The 19290-nt window shown below is 41.7% G+C and carries 3 protein-coding genes and 4 pseudogenes; 3 read left to right on the top strand and 4 right to left on the bottom strand.

The annotated features are described in order from the left end of the window. Window positions 1-96 precede the first annotated feature (96 nt). A pseudogene (locus V7K49_RS09225) lies at window positions 97-363 on the top strand (hypothetical protein); the annotation flags it as partial. A 399-nt stretch (window positions 364-762) separates the two neighbouring features. On the opposite strand, the gene V7K49_RS09220 reads toward V7K49_RS09225, so the two are convergent. Together V7K49_RS09220 and V7K49_RS09215 are read right to left on the bottom strand one after the other, a co-directional pair. Next, complete coding sequence (locus V7K49_RS09220; RefSeq protein ID WP_334867731.1) at window positions 763-891, bottom strand: hypothetical protein; 129 nt, start codon at window positions 889-891, stop codon at window positions 763-765. Between the two features lie 39 nt (window positions 892-930). Further along, window positions 931-1466: pseudogene (locus V7K49_RS09215) on the bottom strand (transposase domain-containing protein); the annotation flags it as partial. A 424-nt stretch (window positions 1467-1890) separates the two neighbouring features. Between V7K49_RS09215 and V7K49_RS09210 the strand changes: the two are divergent. Both V7K49_RS09210 and V7K49_RS34620 read left to right on the top strand, forming a co-directional pair. Then, window positions 1891-3010 (top strand): annotated as a pseudogene (locus V7K49_RS09210) (ISLre2-like element ISCst1 family transposase); the annotation flags it as partial. A gap of 291 nt (window positions 3011-3301) precedes the next feature. Further along, window positions 3302-3409, top strand: a pseudogene (locus tag V7K49_RS34620) (IS5/IS1182 family transposase); the annotation flags it as partial. A gap of 178 nt (window positions 3410-3587) precedes the next feature. On the opposite strand, the gene V7K49_RS09205 reads toward V7K49_RS34620, so the two are convergent. Then, complete coding sequence (locus tag V7K49_RS09205; protein ID WP_335205306.1) at window positions 3588-8102, bottom strand: amino acid adenylation domain-containing protein; 4515 nt, start codon at window positions 8100-8102, stop codon at window positions 3588-3590. 28 nt (window positions 8103-8130) lie between these two features. Next, window positions 8131-19272 carry a non-ribosomal peptide synthetase gene (locus V7K49_RS09200; RefSeq protein ID WP_335205305.1) on the bottom strand — a complete coding sequence of 3714 codons (11142 nt, stop codon included), beginning with the start codon at window positions 19270-19272 and terminating at the stop codon, window positions 8131-8133. Window positions 19273-19290: the final 18 nt, after the last annotated feature.

The raw sequence follows: 19290 nt of genomic DNA, 5'->3' as shown, positions 1-19290 counted from the left end.
CAGATGGGAACGTCAAAAAGTTTACTTTGACGCATTCATTGACCTTGCTACAATCCATATCTGGATTAACAAAATATTATTAGTCGGATAGGTTCTAAAGATGACTTGTTCATGTACAAACTTATTAAAGCTGATTTACTAGGGCATCAGCAGTTATTAGAGACTGAGAAGGTCAAACAGGAATTAAGTCGGTTTGTACAAAGTGAGTGGCAATATATTGCTGTTGGAAAAACGCTTACTTTTGACAGAGGAATGATTATTCCCTCCAAGGAACTTAAAAATGGTGAAATCTGTGTCCCTTGGCTGGAGCAAGGAGAAAAAATTCTTAACTTTCGCTCTCCTTTCCTCAACTCTAATGGATTGGGATCTGTGCGGTTTTGTCAGATCCGGTAAACAAGGTGCGATCGCTAAATTATTTTAGCAGTAATATAAATAAATTTATACTTGTTAATCCGTATTAATATTTAAAGAGGAAAGATGAGTTTGAGTCACAACTTGCAAGACTCTCTTTTTTGACCCAAAAAAAGCTAGGATTCCTTTTGAGCTATAACTTTGAGACAGGGATTATCTACCAATACAGTTCGGTTAAGGTATAAGCCGTATTGTATACAGAGAAGTTGAGCGTCTCAATTTTTGCTCCTGCTCCTTTGTGTATCGGTTTCTTGGAGGGAAATTTAGCTCTTGTTTTTTTAACAACTCGCGGGTTACTTCTTCTTTCGCGCTCTGGTATCTGTTCGTCCAGAATTTCTGTCACAAGCCAAGCTAAAAAAAAGGTATTTCTTCTAGCTCAAGACGCTGAAACTTGGGAATAGCACGATGTACCACATTCAGCGTTCTGGTAAAACTTAATCCTAAAGGGGAAATTTGAGCGCGGTCGGCAACTTTAAACATAAGCGATGTCTACGACGGGCTGCGTAGCAACTTCTAGACTCTTACTCGCTCACCAATACGGTACGGACCGGAGGCGGAGCGTCTCCGGCTCCGCACATTAATGCATCAACGATTAAATGTGTTCCGGCTTCAATCAGCAGTACTAAGCGGACTTTGGGAAAAGATGCCTGAGTTCCAGGACGACTACCTGGATATCCAAACACCCTTGCATTTGCCTCTGTATCCGGTACGTCGAATAATGTTCCATCTACTGCCATTATTCTCAGCCCTGCGAGAAAGGCTCCTGGTGTCTCTACTGTAGCTAGAGGATGTACTACTAGATGGAACAGACGACTCATCACCTGAGACCCGATTCTTTGTCGTGCTTCAGTAATTGATGATTTGGAAGGTAATCGCTAATACAAACCTATTTTTACACAAGTTTCGCTTAAACCATCAACCAGATTTTTCAGTACCGCTCTCATTGAAACCTTTGACCACAAGCTCATGGCAATAATTAGACAGACCACTAAAGGGACTTGCAAAGCTCGTTTACGTTCTTCTGTAGCTCGTGCATTACCGATCGCCTGTTCAATGGCATCAGATGGAATCGCAGTTTCTAAGGCTTTAAGTACCGTCAGTAGACTGAAAAGTTTTGCGATCGTGCACAGAAAGATACCTATAAAATTGATTATTGTCAAAAAAACCGTATTCTTAGATACATTCTTTGGAAAAACCCTTAAGCGAGTTTAAATAAGTAAAACTAATGAATCACATTAAAAGTTAAGGGTAACGTGCCCATGAAAACATAGTTCTGGTGTTTTGTTACGCAATTTTTGTAAAGTACGGAGGTAAAGAAGCAAAATTGAGGATTATTTAGTGTGGGTATGACTACAACTAAGTAGGTGGGCGCAATTAAACCCAACTACGTAAACTTATGTAAAGCACCAGAAAGGCTTTCAATATAAGCTTTTAATTAATTTATATTTCTTAATCTAGTTATATTTTTTAACGCCCACCTACTTAAAGTGTTTGGGAATGTCATCTGGCTTAACCCCATTAGTATGGTCAACAGTTGCCTAATACGGTGCAATCACTAGCTCATTTGAAGCCGCCTGTACAACTTTGACGGGTTGGGGAATTAACCTTAGTTTAAAACGAATTGAACGTTTAACATATAAATTTGGTCAAATTGGGATCAACTTACGTCAATCTAAAATCTTAAATCGGCAATTAGAGAATTTAGCCGAAGGTAATATTCTTAAAGACCAAAGAGTTGTCAGCGCCGTAGATGGTGAGTCCAGTCGGCGGTGTCGGTTTCCGTCCCGTCGAACTGGCGAACTCGAAGGGTGGTCGGAGTACAATCCGAATTAATAAAAAGGGGAGAAAAAATTCTAAAACCAAGCGACACGGGTTTATCGGCAAATGGGTTGAGCCAAAGTTATTCACAATTTATGTTGTTGACGACCAAAGTAAAAAAATAAATAGTTCTGAAATTCCTATTACGAATGATGGTACTTATGAAGGATATAAAGCGCTTTTGGAGATTTTAGAAGCGTATTTAATTGATTTGGGAATTAACCAAGCAAAACAAGTCTTATTAATCGGGGATGGAGCAGAGTGGATCTGGATACATATCCCCCTACTTTTGACAAGATTAGGATACCCAGTCGAAACTTATCAGCTATTCGATTTTTATCAGGTTACGGAAAATATAAAAGTATTTGCAGACGCGGCTTTTAATGAAGAATTACAGTCTAAGAAATGGTTTCTAAAAGTTAGAAAAAGTTTAAAAAAAGTAAAGCTAAATCCTTAATCAGCCAGATGGACGAGTTGATTGCTGTAGCTACTGGAGAGCGGTGTAAGATTATGGTAGTTAACGAAATTATATTTTAGATGCTTATCGTAAAGGGCGTTTAAATTATGATAAAGCAATAGATAAAAAACTCCCTATTTGCAGTGGCGCAATTGAAAGTTTAATCCGCCAAGTTGTTAATTTAAGAATTAAGAAAACAGTAAATTATGGTTGAAAAAAAATGCATAAATTATGTTATATCTGCATTGCCAATGGATAACTGGAAGTTGGGATAATTTTTGTGGTTCTATCTTTAATTCCTTTATCAAACCCCAAACTGCTTGATAAATTTTATACTTTAATCCTGTCTTTAATTTGCCTCTTAACATAATTCATACTAAGTATAAAAGACTGATTGCAGATATTTTTATAAATAATCGTCAAATGACTTGCTAGCAATCTTTTTGAAATATTTCGTCAAGATGAATTTTTGTGTAAGCCAGTATTTTATTTGCAAATAAAATCACTCTATACCTAAATATAATTTTTAGCGTAGGCGCAGCCCGTCGAAGGCATCGCTTGTTTTTGACCAGATCTCACAAAATTGCATTGCTCCCGAACGCACTTACGAGAAAGCTGATGGGGTGTCGGCGATTGGTTAGAGATTATGAGTTATTGCCCGAAACATCAGAGACATTTATCTACCAAGACAAGATCCGGATCATGGTGAGGCGATTGGCATAAAATTTGACCCCTCAAAACTTTTCAAACAACCTCTAAACTCCAGTAATCAAGCCACACCCTGATTCCTCCATCTGTCCCTACCAAACGGGTTTTATCCTGATTATTTATTCTCCCACCAATATGGTCTGTTTATTTCCGCCGACCTGTACTAGTTTGATTTCTGCTATCAAATTAGAAATTACTTATGAACTGTATATTTGAACGTTTCAACATAATTTTGGAGCATTGAGCGAATTTGTTGGCGACTAAAATAAATTTGATCGTATTCTATATATATGGTTACATTTCCTGTTAATGACTCTATCGATACAGCATAATTTAATGGAAAATGAAACTTATCATGAGACCTTTTTGCATTCACTTTTAATCCAGGATGATCGAAAATATTTTTGTCATTATGAAAATGTACAAAATTAAATGTAGCGAAAAATAACTCCGTTTTTTGTTGGTCTGACAAAATTTGCAGAAGTGGATATCTAATATATGATTCGATATCAATTAGGGATTGCTGTACATTTTTAATTTGTCCGCCTTTATCTTCTATCACTTGTTGGTAGAGTGGAACAATATTCCAGAACAATCCTAAAGCTCTGAATGGGTCAGATAATCTTTCAGTCCTACCATTTGAAACAATTCCTACACACACCATATTTTCTTTGATTACAGTAGCAATGATATCAAGGTATATACTCAGGAAGAGTGCTTTTGATGAAATTCTTAATTTTCGGCAGAATTGGCGTGAATCAGCAATGATTTCTGAGTCAAACTTGTATTCTTCAACAACAGTATCTACTTGTTCTAAAGAAACACTTAATGGCTGTAATGGTTTACATATATAGTTATTTAAATGCAGCTTCCAAAAATTTACCGCTTCTGGTGAGCTAAGAATTTCTTTCTCTAACGCTACAAATTCTTGATATACATTAGCAGCAGGGGCTACTATTATTTCTTCTCCTTTTTTAAGTCCAGAATATAACTCGAACAACTCTTTGAGGAATTCAATATTGCTCCACCCATCTATAATTGCGTGATGAATTGACATGAAGAATTCAAATAAACTTTTTGCTTTTTGAAAAATCACAAATCGAAAAAGTGGCTCATTGGTATTTTCAACCTGGAATAAATTTTGCTGATCTCGCCTGATTATTTGATCGATATACTTTTCTTGTTCATCTGATTGAATATTGCTAAGATCTTGCTCATTAATTGAGAATATTAGATGCTTTTTTACCACCTGGAACACCGCTTTTCTATTTTTATTAACAAATACAGTTCGCAAAGCAGGATGTTTTTTTACTAGAAATTTTAGTGCTTTTTTAAAAGTATCTAAAGAAAGATTGTCATCATATATATCGTATGATTGCTGGAAATGGTATACTCCCTTTTTCTGGTGATCGCTCGAATAATGATGCAAAATAAACTCCTGAATTTTGGCAAGAGGGTATGCACACTCGGTATCGCTAGGTAGTAACTCAGATATCTCCTCGGTAATTTCTAATAAATCTAAAGGTATAGAAGTGTTATTTCCCTCCTGCTGGCAACTATTTATATATTGAGCAAGACTGTAAATAGTTTGATTTTCAAATACATTTTTTCCCTTAATCGGCAATTTATACTTATTAGCTTCATGGACAATTTGAATAGCGCGAATAGAATCGCCTCCAATGGCAAAAAAGTTGTCGTAAATACTTACCCGTTCCAAATTTAGGACTTGAGTCCAGATAGCTGCCAAAACTTCTTCAATTGGAGTGCGGGGAGCGATAAAATCTTCTTCTAAGAGCGAATATTTATCTGGGGAGGGCAATGCTTTGCGGTTTACCTTGCCATTAGAAGTAATCGGCAGGGTACTTAACAAAACAAAGGTCGCAGGTATCATATAACTAGGTAGCTTTTCCTTAAGGAAGTCCCGCAGTTGATAAATCATAAGTTTTTCACAGTTAGGGACAATATAGGCTACCAAAAGTTTCTCAGCTGGTTGGTCTTCACGGACAACGACCACTGTTTCCCTGACCTCTGGGTGTTGACTTAGTACCGCCTCTATTTCTCCCAACTCAATGCGGAAACCACGAATCTTTACTTGGTAGTCGATGCGTCCGCGATATTCAATACTACCGTCCGGCAGGTAACAAGCCAAGTCCCCAGTTTTGTACAAGCGTGCATCTAGTTGCTCGCTATATGGGTTAGGAATAAACTTCTGAGCAGTTAAGTCCGGGCGGTTGAGATAGCCTCTGGCAAGACCAACACCACCAATGTGTAGTTCGCCAACGACTCCTACAGGAACAGGTTGGAGATTGCGGTCGAGGATGTAAATTTGTGTGTTGGCAATGGGGCGACCAATAGGTACTATCCTCAGATTATTTTCTCGTTGGCATTGCCAGAACGTGACATCAATTGCTGCTTCTGTTGGGCCGTAGAGATTATGCAATTCGGACTGCAAACGATCAAAAAAGCGTTCTTGGAGTTCTTTTGGCAGTGCTTCACCACTACAGATGACTCGCTGCAAGCAGGTGCAACTTTCTAGACCTGGTGTTTCTAGAAAAATTTGGAGCATGGAAGGAACGAAATGCAGTGTGGTAATTTGCTGCTGGACGATCGCTTTCACCAAATAATCACTATCTCGATGTCCATCTGGTTGAGCAATTACCAACCTTGCACCCGTCAACAAAGGCCAGAAAAACTCCCACACCGACACGTCAAAGCTGAAGGGGGTCTTTTGCAAAACTCGATCTGCTGGTGTTAATTGATAAGCATCTTGCATCCAGAGCAGGCGATTGCAGATTCCTCTATGGGTATTCATTACTCCTTTTGGTTTGCCCGTTGACCCAGAGGTATAAATAACATAGGCTAAATTGTCTGTCGTTACCCCACTAACGGGATTAACTTTGTTTTGGCAAGCAATTGTTTTTAAGGTTGCATCCAAGCAAACTACATGGGCTTGGTGTAAAGGAAGAGACTGCACTAACTGTTCCTGGGTTAGCAGCACTGACACAGTAGAGTCTTCTACCATGTACTGTAAGCGCTCTAGGGGATAAGTTGGATCGAGCGGTACATACGCTCCCCCAGCTTTGAGAATGCCGAGTAATCCCACAACCATCTCTAAAGAACGCTCCACACAAATTCCTACCATTACCTCTGGTTTGACACCCAATGTTTGCAGGTAATGTGCCAACTGGTTTGCCAAAGCATTTAGTTCTCGATAGGTCAGTTGTTCATTTTCAAAGACTACGGCTACGGTATCGGGACATTGCTCGACCATAGCCTCAAACAGTTGGTGAATACACTTATCCTGCGGATATTCTCTAGTAGTATCATTCCATTCCACTAGTAATTGCTGGCGTTCATCTGCTGTTAGCAGAGGCAATTCGCAAAGTCGCACTTTGGGATTTACGACCATTCCTTCTAACAAAGTTAGTAAATGACCTGCCATCCTGGTAATTGTGTCTGCATCGAAGCGATCGTAAATCATTCGTGCCGACAACTCCTGACTCACCATCGCTTCTAATGTCAGGGGATAATTTGTGCGTTCAATCCCTTGCAGATGAGTAATTTGTAAGTCATCAGGGGGCGAGAATAAGCGATCGCCTACTGGGTAGTTCTCAAACACCACAATGCTTTCAAATAAGGAAGTTCCCGGAGGTACTTCACTTAATCGCTGCATCTGGGAAAGTGAGATGTATGAATACTGTTCCCGTTCCACCTGTTGCTCTTGCAACTGCAAAAGCCAAGGCAACAGTTCGCTTTCACTGTCTACTTGTACCCGTACTGGTAAGGTATTAATGAACAGTCCTACCATTGATTCCACGCCCGACAAAGTGGGAGGACGACCAGACACAGTAGCACCAAATATAATATCTTTTTCACTGCTATATCGACTTAACAGCAACGCCCATGCTCCGGTAACAAAAGTGGAAACAGTTATGTGATGTTTCTGCGCTAAGGACTTGAGGGTGGCGGTAGCTGTTGCCGACAAGTGTAGGGAAAATTCTTGGTAAGTCTTTTTTTGTTGAGAATTTGACGGGAGAATTTGCCCTTTTGCCAGGGGAGTGGGAGCAAGAAAGCCTGAGAGAGCTTTTTGCCAATATGCGATCGCTTGATTTTTATCTTGTTGCTGCAACCAAGCAATATAATCACTATAAGGACGGGTTAGCGGTAAATATAAATCTTTTCCTATTTTGAAAGCTTCGTAAAAAGCAAAAGCTTCTTTATAAATAATGGGTAGACACCAGCCATCCGTCAGCAAGTGATGAGAACTTTCAATAAATTTGTAAGTCCCTTCGGCTAACTTAATCAGAGTACAGCGAATTAGTGGTGCTTTATCCAGAGCAAAGCCTTTATTTCTATCTGACTCCAAGAAAATCTCTAGCTGTTCTTCCTGTTCAATGGGTGATAGGGAACACCAGTCTAAGTTAGTCCAAGGCAAATTTACTTTCTTAAGTACCACTTGGAGTGGCTGAGTGCGGTTCTCCCAAACAAAAAGTGTACGCAAAACTGGGTGGCGTTCTACCACTTTCGCCCAAGCCCGCTCAAAAGCAGAAATATCTAAGTTACCGTGCAGAGTAAAGCTTAATTGCTCAAAGTAAACCCCAGATTCGGGTTCGTAAAGGGTATGAAAGAGCATTCCCTCTTGCATCGGCGAAAGCGGATAAATGGCTTCAATATTTTTGCTTTTGTTTGGTTGGTGGGCAGTGGCCATCGTTTTACGTTGTAGAAACTGTAGTGGTTTAACTTAAATCGATTTTCGAGAGCAGATCGTCAAGATCCTCTTGGTTCAAGTCAACTAGAGGAAAATCTGTTGGCGTATATCCACCGCCTTCAGGGGACTTACAGTGCGCGATTAGCGATCGCAACACCGAGTTATAATCATTTGCCAGACCTTCGATAGTTTCGCGTCGATGGATGTTGCGGCTGTAAATCCAAGTCATTTGCAATTTACCTGCAATGACTGAGCTGACTACATCTAGTAAATAGCTACGCTTTGCTAAAGGACTCAAAGCCTGTCCGGGGTTTTCTTGTGCAAATCTTTGCCAAATCGTTGGGGACAGTACTTGGTCGAATTGCCCCAGGTAGTTAAAACATATCTCTGATAAAGCGATCGCTTGCAGTTGCTTACAGATGTCAGCATTTTGACTTAGATACCGCAGGATGCCATAACCAATACCCCGATTAGGAATTCGCCGCAATTGCTCCTTAATCGACTTCAGGGATATTCCCAGATCGGAAGCTGCACTAAGTTCCAATCGGACTGGGTAAATGGAAGTAAACCACCCAACAGTGCGCGATAAATCTACATCTTCAAACAGTTCTTCCCGTCCGTGACCCTCTAGTTCAACCAACAAAGTGCAATTACCTGTCCACTGGGCAAATGTCTGGACTAATGCAGTCAGCAACACATCATTAATTTGAGTATTGTAAACTGATGGCACTTCTTCTAATAAAGCACTGGTTTCTTCAGCACTGAGGAAAACTGTAATTTCCTCAGTGCTACCTCCTGTATTGGCTGCCAACCCGGTAGGATAGTCTACAGGCATTGGTCTAATGTCGCGATCGCATTTAGCTAACCAGTAGTCTAACTCCTGCTCGCATAATAGCGATCGCCCGTACTCTTGTAGTCGGATTGCCCAATCTTGAAAAGAAGTGGTTTTGGGCGGTAATTGAACAGCTTGTGTTTGTTGCAATTGTTGGTAAGCTGTGGCCAGGTCTTCTAACAAAATTCGCCATGAAACCCCATCTACTACTAAGTGATGAATAATTAACAGCAATCTACCGGGTCGATCGCTGCCTAATTTAAACAGTACCGCACGCAGTAAAATACCTTGTGACAGGTTTAATGTTGTTTGTAGTTGATTTGCTTCCCACTCGATAGCAGTTTTGTGTTCTTCCTCCGTGAGCGATGACAAATCGATAACTTGGAAGGGGACTTGCTTGCAGTCGTCACTATTTTGCTCCTGCCATCCTAATTCATCTTGCACAAACCGCATTCGCAGGGCATCGTGATGTATGATCAATTCTCCGATCGCCTGCTCCAATAACGCTGGTTTGAGGTCTGGTGGCACTTCTAGCAACATCGATTGGTTGAAGTGGTGCGGCTCAGTCCAATTTTCTTCAAAAAACCCATGCTGAATGGCTGTGAGGGGGACAATTCCGCTAACTAAACCTTGTTCGGCAACTATGGAGGTTGTTATATTTGCTGTGGCGATCGCTAACTCGGCAATGTTCTGGTACTGAAACAGTTGTTTGGTTGTAATCTGTAAACCTGCCTGATGCGCGCGGGCAATAATTTGAATGCTAATAATGGAATCGCCACCCAATTCAAAGAAGTTTTGGAAAACGCTTACTTTTTCTAGTTTTAAGACATCCTGCCAAATGTCTGCTAAAGCTTTTTCTATATAAGTACGAGGTAAGACAAAACTATCTGCATCATTATTTACTTTGTTCTTTAGTAAAGCTTGGCGGTCAACCTTGCCATTGGGAGTAAGTGGTAAGCTATCTAAAATCACAAAAGCTGATGGAATCATGTAATCTGGTAGCTTTTGTTTGAGGAAGTCTCGTAATTGATTTTTGATAGATTGTTCGTCAGCAACTACATAAGCGATTAAGCGTTTAGAACCCGGAATATCTTCAGAGTCAAGAACTACTGCATCTTCTATTTGAGGGTGTGTAGCGAGTACGGTTTCAATTTCTCCAAGTTCAATGCGAAAGCCACGAATTTTGACTTGATTATCGATTCGACCGCGAAACTCAATATTCCCGTCGAGTAAATAACGAGCTAAATCGCCAGTTTTGTATAGACGTTGCGATTTTTGGAAAGGACTTTCAATAAACTTTTCTGCTGTTAAATCTGGACGGTGGAGATAACCTCTAGCTAAACATTCGCCACCGATATACAATTCGCCGAGTACGCCGATAGGTACGGGCTTTTGATATCGATCCAAAATATACGCTTTGATATTACTAATGGGGCGACCAATAGGTAATATAGGGTGGCGATCGCTTGGCTGCAACTGTGACAATCTGAACGCCGTTGCATCTACCGTGGTTTCACTAGGCCCGTAGACGTTGAATAATAATGGCGGTTCTTGCTGTTTTTCGCTACGTATTCTCTCATCTACAGACTTTTGCCATAGCCTTAATGTCTGCTCTTGTGCTGCTTCTCCGCCAATAAATATCAGTCTGATTGATGAGGGAACAAGCTCTTGCGTCAATGCTAATTCTGTAGTCAACTGATGCCAGTATGCTGTCGGCAGAATCCATACGGTTAACTGCCACTCTTGGGACTTTTGCAGAAACTTGGCGACAGAACTATAGATTTCTAAGGTGCTTAAAACTAATGTCCCACCACTGGTTAGACAGGGATAAATTTCTGCTGCTGCGGCATCAAAACTGATAGATGCAAATTGCAGGACACAATCGCGTCCCCCAATTCCATAATCATATCTTGCGGCTTGGGTGAAATTCACTAAAGACCGATGTTCAATCATTACTCCTTTGGGCTGCCCGGTAGACCCAGAAGTATAAATCACGTAAGCTAGGTTACTAGCTTGCACTCCAGTGCGGGGATTGTCTTTACTTTGAGTGCTAATTGATTCCCAGTCAGTATCTAAACAAATTAGCTGTGCTGAATCATTTGGCAATGAGTCTACCAACTTCTGTTGAGTCAACAGCACTGCCACCTGAGAATCACTCAACATATAAGCCAATCGCTCGCTAGGGTAAGCCGGATCTAAGGGTACGTAAGCACCACCAGCTTTCAAGATACCAAGAAGACCTATGAGCATGAAAAGCGATCGCTCTACACAAATCCCCACCATTGCCTCTGGTTTCACACCAAGGGTTTGCAAGTGATGTGCTAGCTGATTGGCTTTTGTATTCAGTTGAGCGTAAGTCAACTGTTCATTTTCAAAGATTACGGCGATCGCATCGGGTGTCTGCTCAACTTGCGCCTCAAACAACTGGTGGATACATTTATGCTGGGGATACTCTACAAAAGTAGAGTTCCACTCTCTAAATAACTGCTGCTGTTCTGACTCTCTGAGTAAAGGTAAATCGGAAATTCGGCTAGAGGGCGAGCTAACAATTCCTTCCAGTAAAACTTGAAAGTGTCCCCCCATCCGCGCGATCGTGGAATCATCAAACAGATCGCTATTGTATTCCCATTCAGCGATCAATCCCAAAGTAGTATTTTCCATTGATAGCGTCAAATCGAAGTTCGTTGTTCCTGTTTCCACTACTAAGGAACTAACCCTTAACTCCGGCAAATCTATTGCAAGCATGGGAGTATTCTGGAACACAAACATCACTTGAAACAGTGGTGAATGGCTTAAGGAACGCGCTGGTTGCAACACCTCTACTAGTTCCTCGAACGGTAAGTCTTGATGAGCATAAGCTTGCAGTGCCATTTCTCGCACCCCAGACAAGACATCTTGAAAAGTGGGGTTGCCTTGAAATTGGGTACGTAACACTAAAGTATTGACAAAAAAGCCAATTAGACCTTCTATCTCTTGGCGATTGCGGTTAGCAATGGGCGTGCCTACTAAAATGTCATCTGAGTCTGTATAGCGATAAAGCAAGGTGATAAACGCTGCATATAGAGTCATGAATAAGGTGACTTTTTCTCGCCGACAGAGGTTGGCAAGTGCCTGACTTAAATCAGGTGGCAGTGTGAGGTATTGGTGCGCCCCTTGGAAAGTTTGAATAGCTGTGCGCGGTCGATCTGTAGGCAATTCTAGTAAGGTGGAAGCATCCTTGAGTTGTTGCTTCCAGTAGTCGATTTGTGTTTGAAGTGCTTCTCTAGTTAACCAACGCCGTTGCCAAACGGCAAAGTCGGCATATTGGATGGGTAATTCTGCTAGAAGTGGAATGTCGTTACTACAAAATCCTGAATAGAGTGTTGCTAATTCTTGGTAAAGTACACCCAGCGACCAACCATCAAAAATAATGTGGTGTAATGTTAGTAATAATACGTATTCGTCTTTGTCTAGCTGTAACAAGTTAACTCGCACTAAAGGCTCTTGCTCTAAGTCAAAAGGCCGCAAAGCTTCTGTGTTTGCTAATCGTTGCATTGCAAATTCTCGTTCCAGAACAGGCAAATGTTGCAAATCGACGAGGGGTAATTTTAAATTCAGAGTTGCAGCAATGACTTGAACGGGTTGTCCATCTACGGTGACAAAGTTTGTGCGTAACGCTTCGTGACGACGGATGATTTCGTTGAGGCTGGATTCTAAAGCAGCTATGTTGAGTTTGCCGTTAAAACGCAAAGCGATCGGGCTATTGTAAGATGCGCTGTCTGATTCTAATTGGTTAAGAAACCAGATCCGCCTTTGGGCAAAGGATAGTGGGATTGGAGCAAAACGGGAAATGGTTGATAAAGGAGGAGTTTGCACAGATTGGCCATTGCCGAGCGCTATCTGAATGCGATCGCCCAACTCGGCAATGGTAGGAGCTTCAAACAAGCTGCGTAATGGAAATTTTATGTCCAAAGTAGTTTGCAACCGGGAAATCGCTTGAGTGGCTAGTAAGGAATGTCCGCCTAGCTCAAAGAAGTTATCATAAATACCTACTTGGGGAATTACTAGTACCTCTGCCCAAATGCTAGCTAGCATCTCCTCAATGGGAGTTCGAGGCGCTACAAAATTCTGTTGTAGTTCCGGGTGAAATTCTGGTTCTGGTAGGGCGCGAAAGTCTACTTTGCCATTTGATGTTAAAGGTAGAGCCTCAAGCATCACAAAGGCAGAGGGCAGCATATACTCAGGTAACTTTTGTTGCAAGTAATGGCGCAGTTCACTACTGGATAATGGCTGTTGATTGGCAACTACATAAGCAACTAAGCTTTTGTTACTTGGTTGGTCTTCACGGCCGACAACCACAGTTTCTCGTACTCTAGCAAAAGAGGCGATCGCAGCCTCAACTTCCCCTAGTTCAATACGGAAACCGCGAATTTTGACTTGGCGATCAATTCGACCGTGAAACTCAATCTTACCATCGGGTAAATAACGCGCTAAATCACCAGTTTTGTAGAGGCGTTGCGATTTTTGGAAAGTCCAATTAATGAATTTTTCTGCTGTTAAGTCTGGACGGTTGAGATAACCTCTGGCTAAACCTTCGCCACCGATATACAATTCTCCGAGTACCCCAATGGGCACAGGCTGTTGATATCGATCTAGAATATAGGTTTTGATATTGGCAATCGGTTTTCCAATCGGCAAAAGTGTTTGGGGATCGCTGACATTCAGAAAATCTGATAATTTCAACGTCGTGGCAACTACTGTGGTTTCACTAGGCCCGTAGCAGTTAATCAACAATGGCGGTTCGCCTAATTGATGGCTGCGTATTTTCTCATCTACATATTTCTGCCATAGCCTTAATGTCTGCTCTTGTGCTGCTTCGCCGCCAATAGTTATTAGTCGAATTGATGGGGGAATAAGCTTTTGCGTCCAGGCTAATTCCGAGGTCAACTGATGCCAGTATGCTGTCGGTAAAATCCAGACGCTTATCTGCCATTCTTCGGACTTTTGCAAAAACGTGGTAACAGAAGTAAATACCTCAGAAGTGGCAATCACCAATGTTCCACCACAGAGAAGACAGGGATAGATTTCTGCTGCTGCGCCATCAAAACTAATAGATAAAAATTGTAAAAAGCGTAGGCTTTGCCCGCAGTAAGCATTGCGTTTGTTGATTTTAGACTTATCTGTGAACGCTTGCGTGAAATTCACTAAAGACCGATGTTCAATCATTACTCCTTTCGGTTGTCCGGTAGACCCAGAAGTATAAATCACATAAGCTAAGTTACTAGCTTGCACTTCAATATGAGGATTCTCTTCTCCTTGAGTACTAATTATTACCCAGTTGGTATCTAAACAGAGAAGCTCTGCTGTGTCATTTGGTAATGCTGCTAGTAAATTCTCTTGAGTCAGCAATACCTGCACCTGAGAATCACTCAATATATAAGCCAATCGTTCACTAGGATAAGCTGGATCTAAGGGTACGTAAGCACCACCAGCTTTCAAGATACCAAGAATACCGATGAGCATGAAAAGTGAACGCTCTACACAAATTCCTACCATCACCTCTGGTTTCACACCCAGGGTTTGTAGGTGATGTGCTAGTTGGTTGGCTTTTGCGTTCAGTTGAGCGTAAGTGAGATGCTCATTTTCAAAGACTACTGCGATCGCATCTGGTGTTTGCTCTACTTGTGCCTCAAATAGCTGGTGAATACAAAACTCTTTGGGAAAATCCGTTTGAGTATTGTTCCACTGCACTAACATCTGATTTTGTTCCTCTACAGACAGCAGAGGGTGTAATTCGTAACGTCCTGTTGGCTCGTTTGCCATTGCAGCCAAGGTATTAGCGTAATAATCGCTAATTTTATTGATTTGTTGGGGGCATAACTCACAAGCATTGTAGCCCAAACTGAGTTCAATTTGAGATGAATCTGGATTCAGGTTGAAGCCAGCATTAAAAGTAAAGTTTGTTTCTTCAAAAAACTTTTTACCTAATAGCTGCAAGTTTTTGAGTTCTTGCAACTGTTCGTACACATGAAAATGCGTGAAGTTAAAAGTTGTCTCAAATAAAGCCTGACCACCTAAGCTTTTCTGGATTTCGACTAATGGATATCTGCGGTGCGGCAGCAATTCTTGTTCGGTTGCGAACACTGCTTTGACTAAATCTATCCAAGTTCCCCCAGACAATTCTTGACGAAATGGCAAGGTATTGAGGAATAATCCTAGAATTCGCTCCCCATCAGTTTGTTCAGGTCGTCCGTTAGTTACTAAACCTGTGAGAACATCTGCGTTTGCGCTCAGAAGATTTAACACTCGCAGATGAGCAGTCAGCAGAACACTTTTTAGTGGGACTCCTACAGACTTGGCAAGCTGTTTCAAGCCTTCACAAATTTCCGAGAATAGCGGTACTGCTTGGAAGCAAAATTGTTGTCCTACCGCCTGAGTTGGGGAAACAGACCAGCGAGGTAGTTTAGTTATGCTGCTATCCTTTAACTTTTCACTCCAGTATTGCTGAGAATTTGCCGAAGCGATCGCTTGTTGCTCCAAAACTACAAAGTCTCGGAATACACTACTTAACGGTGGCAAGCTAAAATCAACTTGCTCGTCCAAAATCGCTAAATAGCGTCTCAACAACTCAGTCATCATCGAGGCGACACTCCAGCCATCCAAAATGGCATGGTGGAAACTCACAGTCAAATTAAAGGTTTCCTGGGTGCGGCGATGCACAAAAAAGCGCAGCAACGGAGGATGAGTCCATTCAAAATGCGATTTTTTTTCAGATTCAAACCAAGCAGCTAAAACTTCTTCCTGCTTTGAGGTTTGTAAATGACACCAATCCTCAACCAGTAAGGGAATCTCCACTTTTTGATGTACTAGCTGCAATGGCAGACTAAAACTACTTACCTCAAACGAAGTTCGTAGTACAGCATGATGATTGACTAAATCTTGAACAGCAACCTGCAAAGCCTGAACATCCAAGGGGGCTTGGAGGTGAAAACTGAAAATGTCGTGATAGACTGCACTCTCTCGCCTGTACTCGCTATGAAACAGCATTCCCATTTGCAGCATTGTTAGGGGATAGGCATCCTCTACACCGTCGGGTAAATGCTGTTTGTCTGCTGGCGAAATCAAACTGAATGGTTGACTTAATTCTAATTTTATGATGTTTTTACTAGCCAGTTTTAACTCTCGGACTAGCTCGTGAATCGTCTGGTGTTGGAATAACTGCTCCACAGAGAAACTCAAGCCATGTTTCTGCGCCAGAGATTGAACTTGGATACTGCGGATAGAATCTCCGCCTAAAGCAAAGAAGTTATCATGAATACCTACTTGTTCCCAGCCGAGAATTTGCGTCCAAATATCGGCTAAAAGCTTGTCTTCAGAAGTATTTGGTGCTTGATAAGCTGCTTCTAATTCTGGTCTAGCTGTATCAGGTTTCGGCAAAATGCGACGGTCTACCTTGCCATTCGCTGTGAGTGGCAGAGTTTCCAACTGCATGAAAACAGCAGGTATCATATAATCTGGCAATTTTTGTTTGAGGAAGCGACGCAGTTCTCCAGCTTTGAGATGTTGTTCCAGATTTGATACTACATAAGCCACTAAACGCTTATTCCCTGGTTCATCCTCCCGTAATAGTAGCACGCTCTCCCGCACATCTGGGTGAGAAGCGATCGCTGTTTCAATTTCTCCCAACTCAATGCGGAAGCCGCGAATTTTGACTTGGTTATCGATGCGTCCTAAATACTCTAACTCGCCATTGGGCAAATAACGCGCTAAATCCCCAGTTTTGTAAAGTTTTGAATTGTCAAAGGGGCTAGAAATAAACCGTTCCTGAGTGAGTTCAGGACGATTGAGATAACCACGGGCTAAAGAAGCACCACCAATGTACATCTCACCCTTAACACCAGCTGGTACTAGTTGCTGATATCGATCCAGGACATATACTTGTAAATCTGGGATGGGATGACCAATAACGTTGGCATTGGTATCGAGATCGGCAATTTTCAGGGGACGATAGGTAACGTGTACGGTGGTTTCCGTAATTCCGTACATATTGACTAGCTGCGGTGAGGTATCGCCATGACGCTCAAACCACGGCTTCAAACTTTCTAATTCAAGGTTTTCTCCACCAAAAATCACTTGACGCAACTGTAAATTGCCAGCAATTTTGCTAGATTCTTCGGCTTTTATCAGTTGGCGGAAGGCGGAAGGTGTTTGATTGAGGATTGTGACTTGCTTTTGACACAATAACTCATAAAAAGCTTCTGGCTCCCGACTGACTAAGTAAGGCACTACTATTAGTTTGCCACCGGAGATTAAAGCACCCCAGATTTCCCAAACTGAGAAATCAAAGGCATACGAGTGGAACAATGTCCAGACATCACGTTCGCTAAAGTTAAACCAAGTCTGAGTTGCTGCAAATAAACGAACTACGTTGTAATGATTAATTAAAACACCTTTAGGATTGCCTGTAGAACCAGATGTATAAATTACATAAGCTAAGTTCTCTGGCTGAACATTACTAACTAGATTTTCGTGACTTGATTGTGAGATTTTCTCCCAGTCTGTATCCAAACAAAACACCTGTAAATTTTGCTGGGATATATCTGCTGCCAATTTCTGTTGAGTTAACAGTAGCGATACCTGAGAATTATTTAATATATAGGTCAATCGTTCAGCAGGGTAGGCTGGGTCTAAGGGTACGTAAGCACCGCCAGCTTTCAGAATACCAAGAATACCTATCAGCATTAAAAGCGATCGCTCTACACAAATCCCTATCAACACCTCTGGTTTGACACCAAGGATTTGCAAGTAGTGAGCTACTTTGTTGGCACGCTGATTTAACTCGTTATATGTTAATTGTTCAGCGCCAAACTCCACTGCTATTGCATCGGGAGTTCGTCGCACTTGTTCTTCAAACAATTGATGGATACATTTATCCTGGGGATATTCTATTTTGGTATTGTTCCACTCAAAGAGTAACTGATCTCGTTCTGCTGGCGTTAACAATGCCAATTCTGAAACCCGTTGCTCTGGATTGGATAGGATACCTTCTAGCAAAATTTGATAATTTCCTGCCATTCTGGCGATCGTGGCAGCATCAAATAAGTCAGTATTGTATTGCCAGCAAAGCTGAAGGGAATCACCAGCTTCAACGACTGCCAAATTTATATCAAATGCGGCTCCCCGTTGATGTCCTGCTATGGGGTAAGGTTCCATCAAAAGCAGGATTTTTTCTGGTTCGAGCGATCGGTTTTGGGTTTGTTTGTACCAGTTATGCTTTTGCCAAGTAAATGCAACTTGGAACAGTGGGGGACGGCTAGCATCTCTCTGAGACTCTAGCTGTTTGACTAACAAGGAAAAGGGATAATCTTGATGCTTCTTCGCTTCAGAAACCTTGTCGCGGACTTGAGCGAGAAATTCTTTAAAAGTGGGATTTTCTGCTAAATTTCCTCGCAAAACTACTGGGTCTGTGAAATAGCCGACAATTTCTGAAAATTTCTCTCGACCTGAACGACCCGCCATTGGGCTACCTACCAGAATATCTTCTTGACCCGATAAGCGATGAAGCAGTACAAAGAAGGCACTCAGGAGGATTCTATAAAGGCTTGTTTTTTCGGAGTCTCCCAACTTTCTGAGTTTTGGGAGCAGTTCTTGATCTAGCTCGATGAGATGGTAAGCTCCACGATAAGTCTGCACTCTCGATCGCGGTTTATCTAAGGGTAAATCTAAAAGCGGTAACTCACCAGCTAATTGTTTGTGCCAATAAGTCGATAGTTGTTCGCCCTTAGAACTTGCCAAAATCTCGCTTTGCCAATGGATATAATCTGCGTATGACAGACTAGGAAGCAGCAGGATACGATCGCTTGCAGAATTTTGTAAAGAAGCTAGAAATTCATTTAGCAGAATATCAAAAGACCACATATCCCCAGCAATGTGGTGCATGGATAGCAATTGGATATGTTCTTGTGGCGATCGCGTAAATAAACGTACTCGCAACACGCGATCGCTTTCCAAATTAAACGGTCTGTCTGTTTCTGCCAGAATTTGCTTCTTCAAGTAGTCTTCGCTCCAAGCAGAAGCATCTGTCACCTGAATATCGACTTCTTGATATGAGTGAACTACTTGAATAGGTTCACCGTCGCGCTCGGTATAGGTAGTTCGCAAGATAGAATGGCGTTCGACAATTTTTTGCCATGCTCGATGCCATGCACTCAAGTCTAATTCTCCGCACAGCCGCACTGTCATAAAAATATTGTAAGCAATGCTTTGTGGTGCTATCTGATAGAGAAACCACATCGCTTGTTGACCGTGCGAAAGGGGAAACATTTGTGGCTGTTTTTGAGAAGCAGAATTGTTCGCCATTACTAATTTATCCTCCGT

It is taken from the genome of Nostoc sp. (genome assembly GCF_036919675.1).
Lineage (GTDB): Bacteria > Cyanobacteriota > Cyanobacteriia > Cyanobacteriales > Nostocaceae > Nostoc.
The sequence above is the reverse complement of the archived record's forward strand: the minus strand, read 5'-3'. Positions and strand labels throughout refer to the sequence as shown.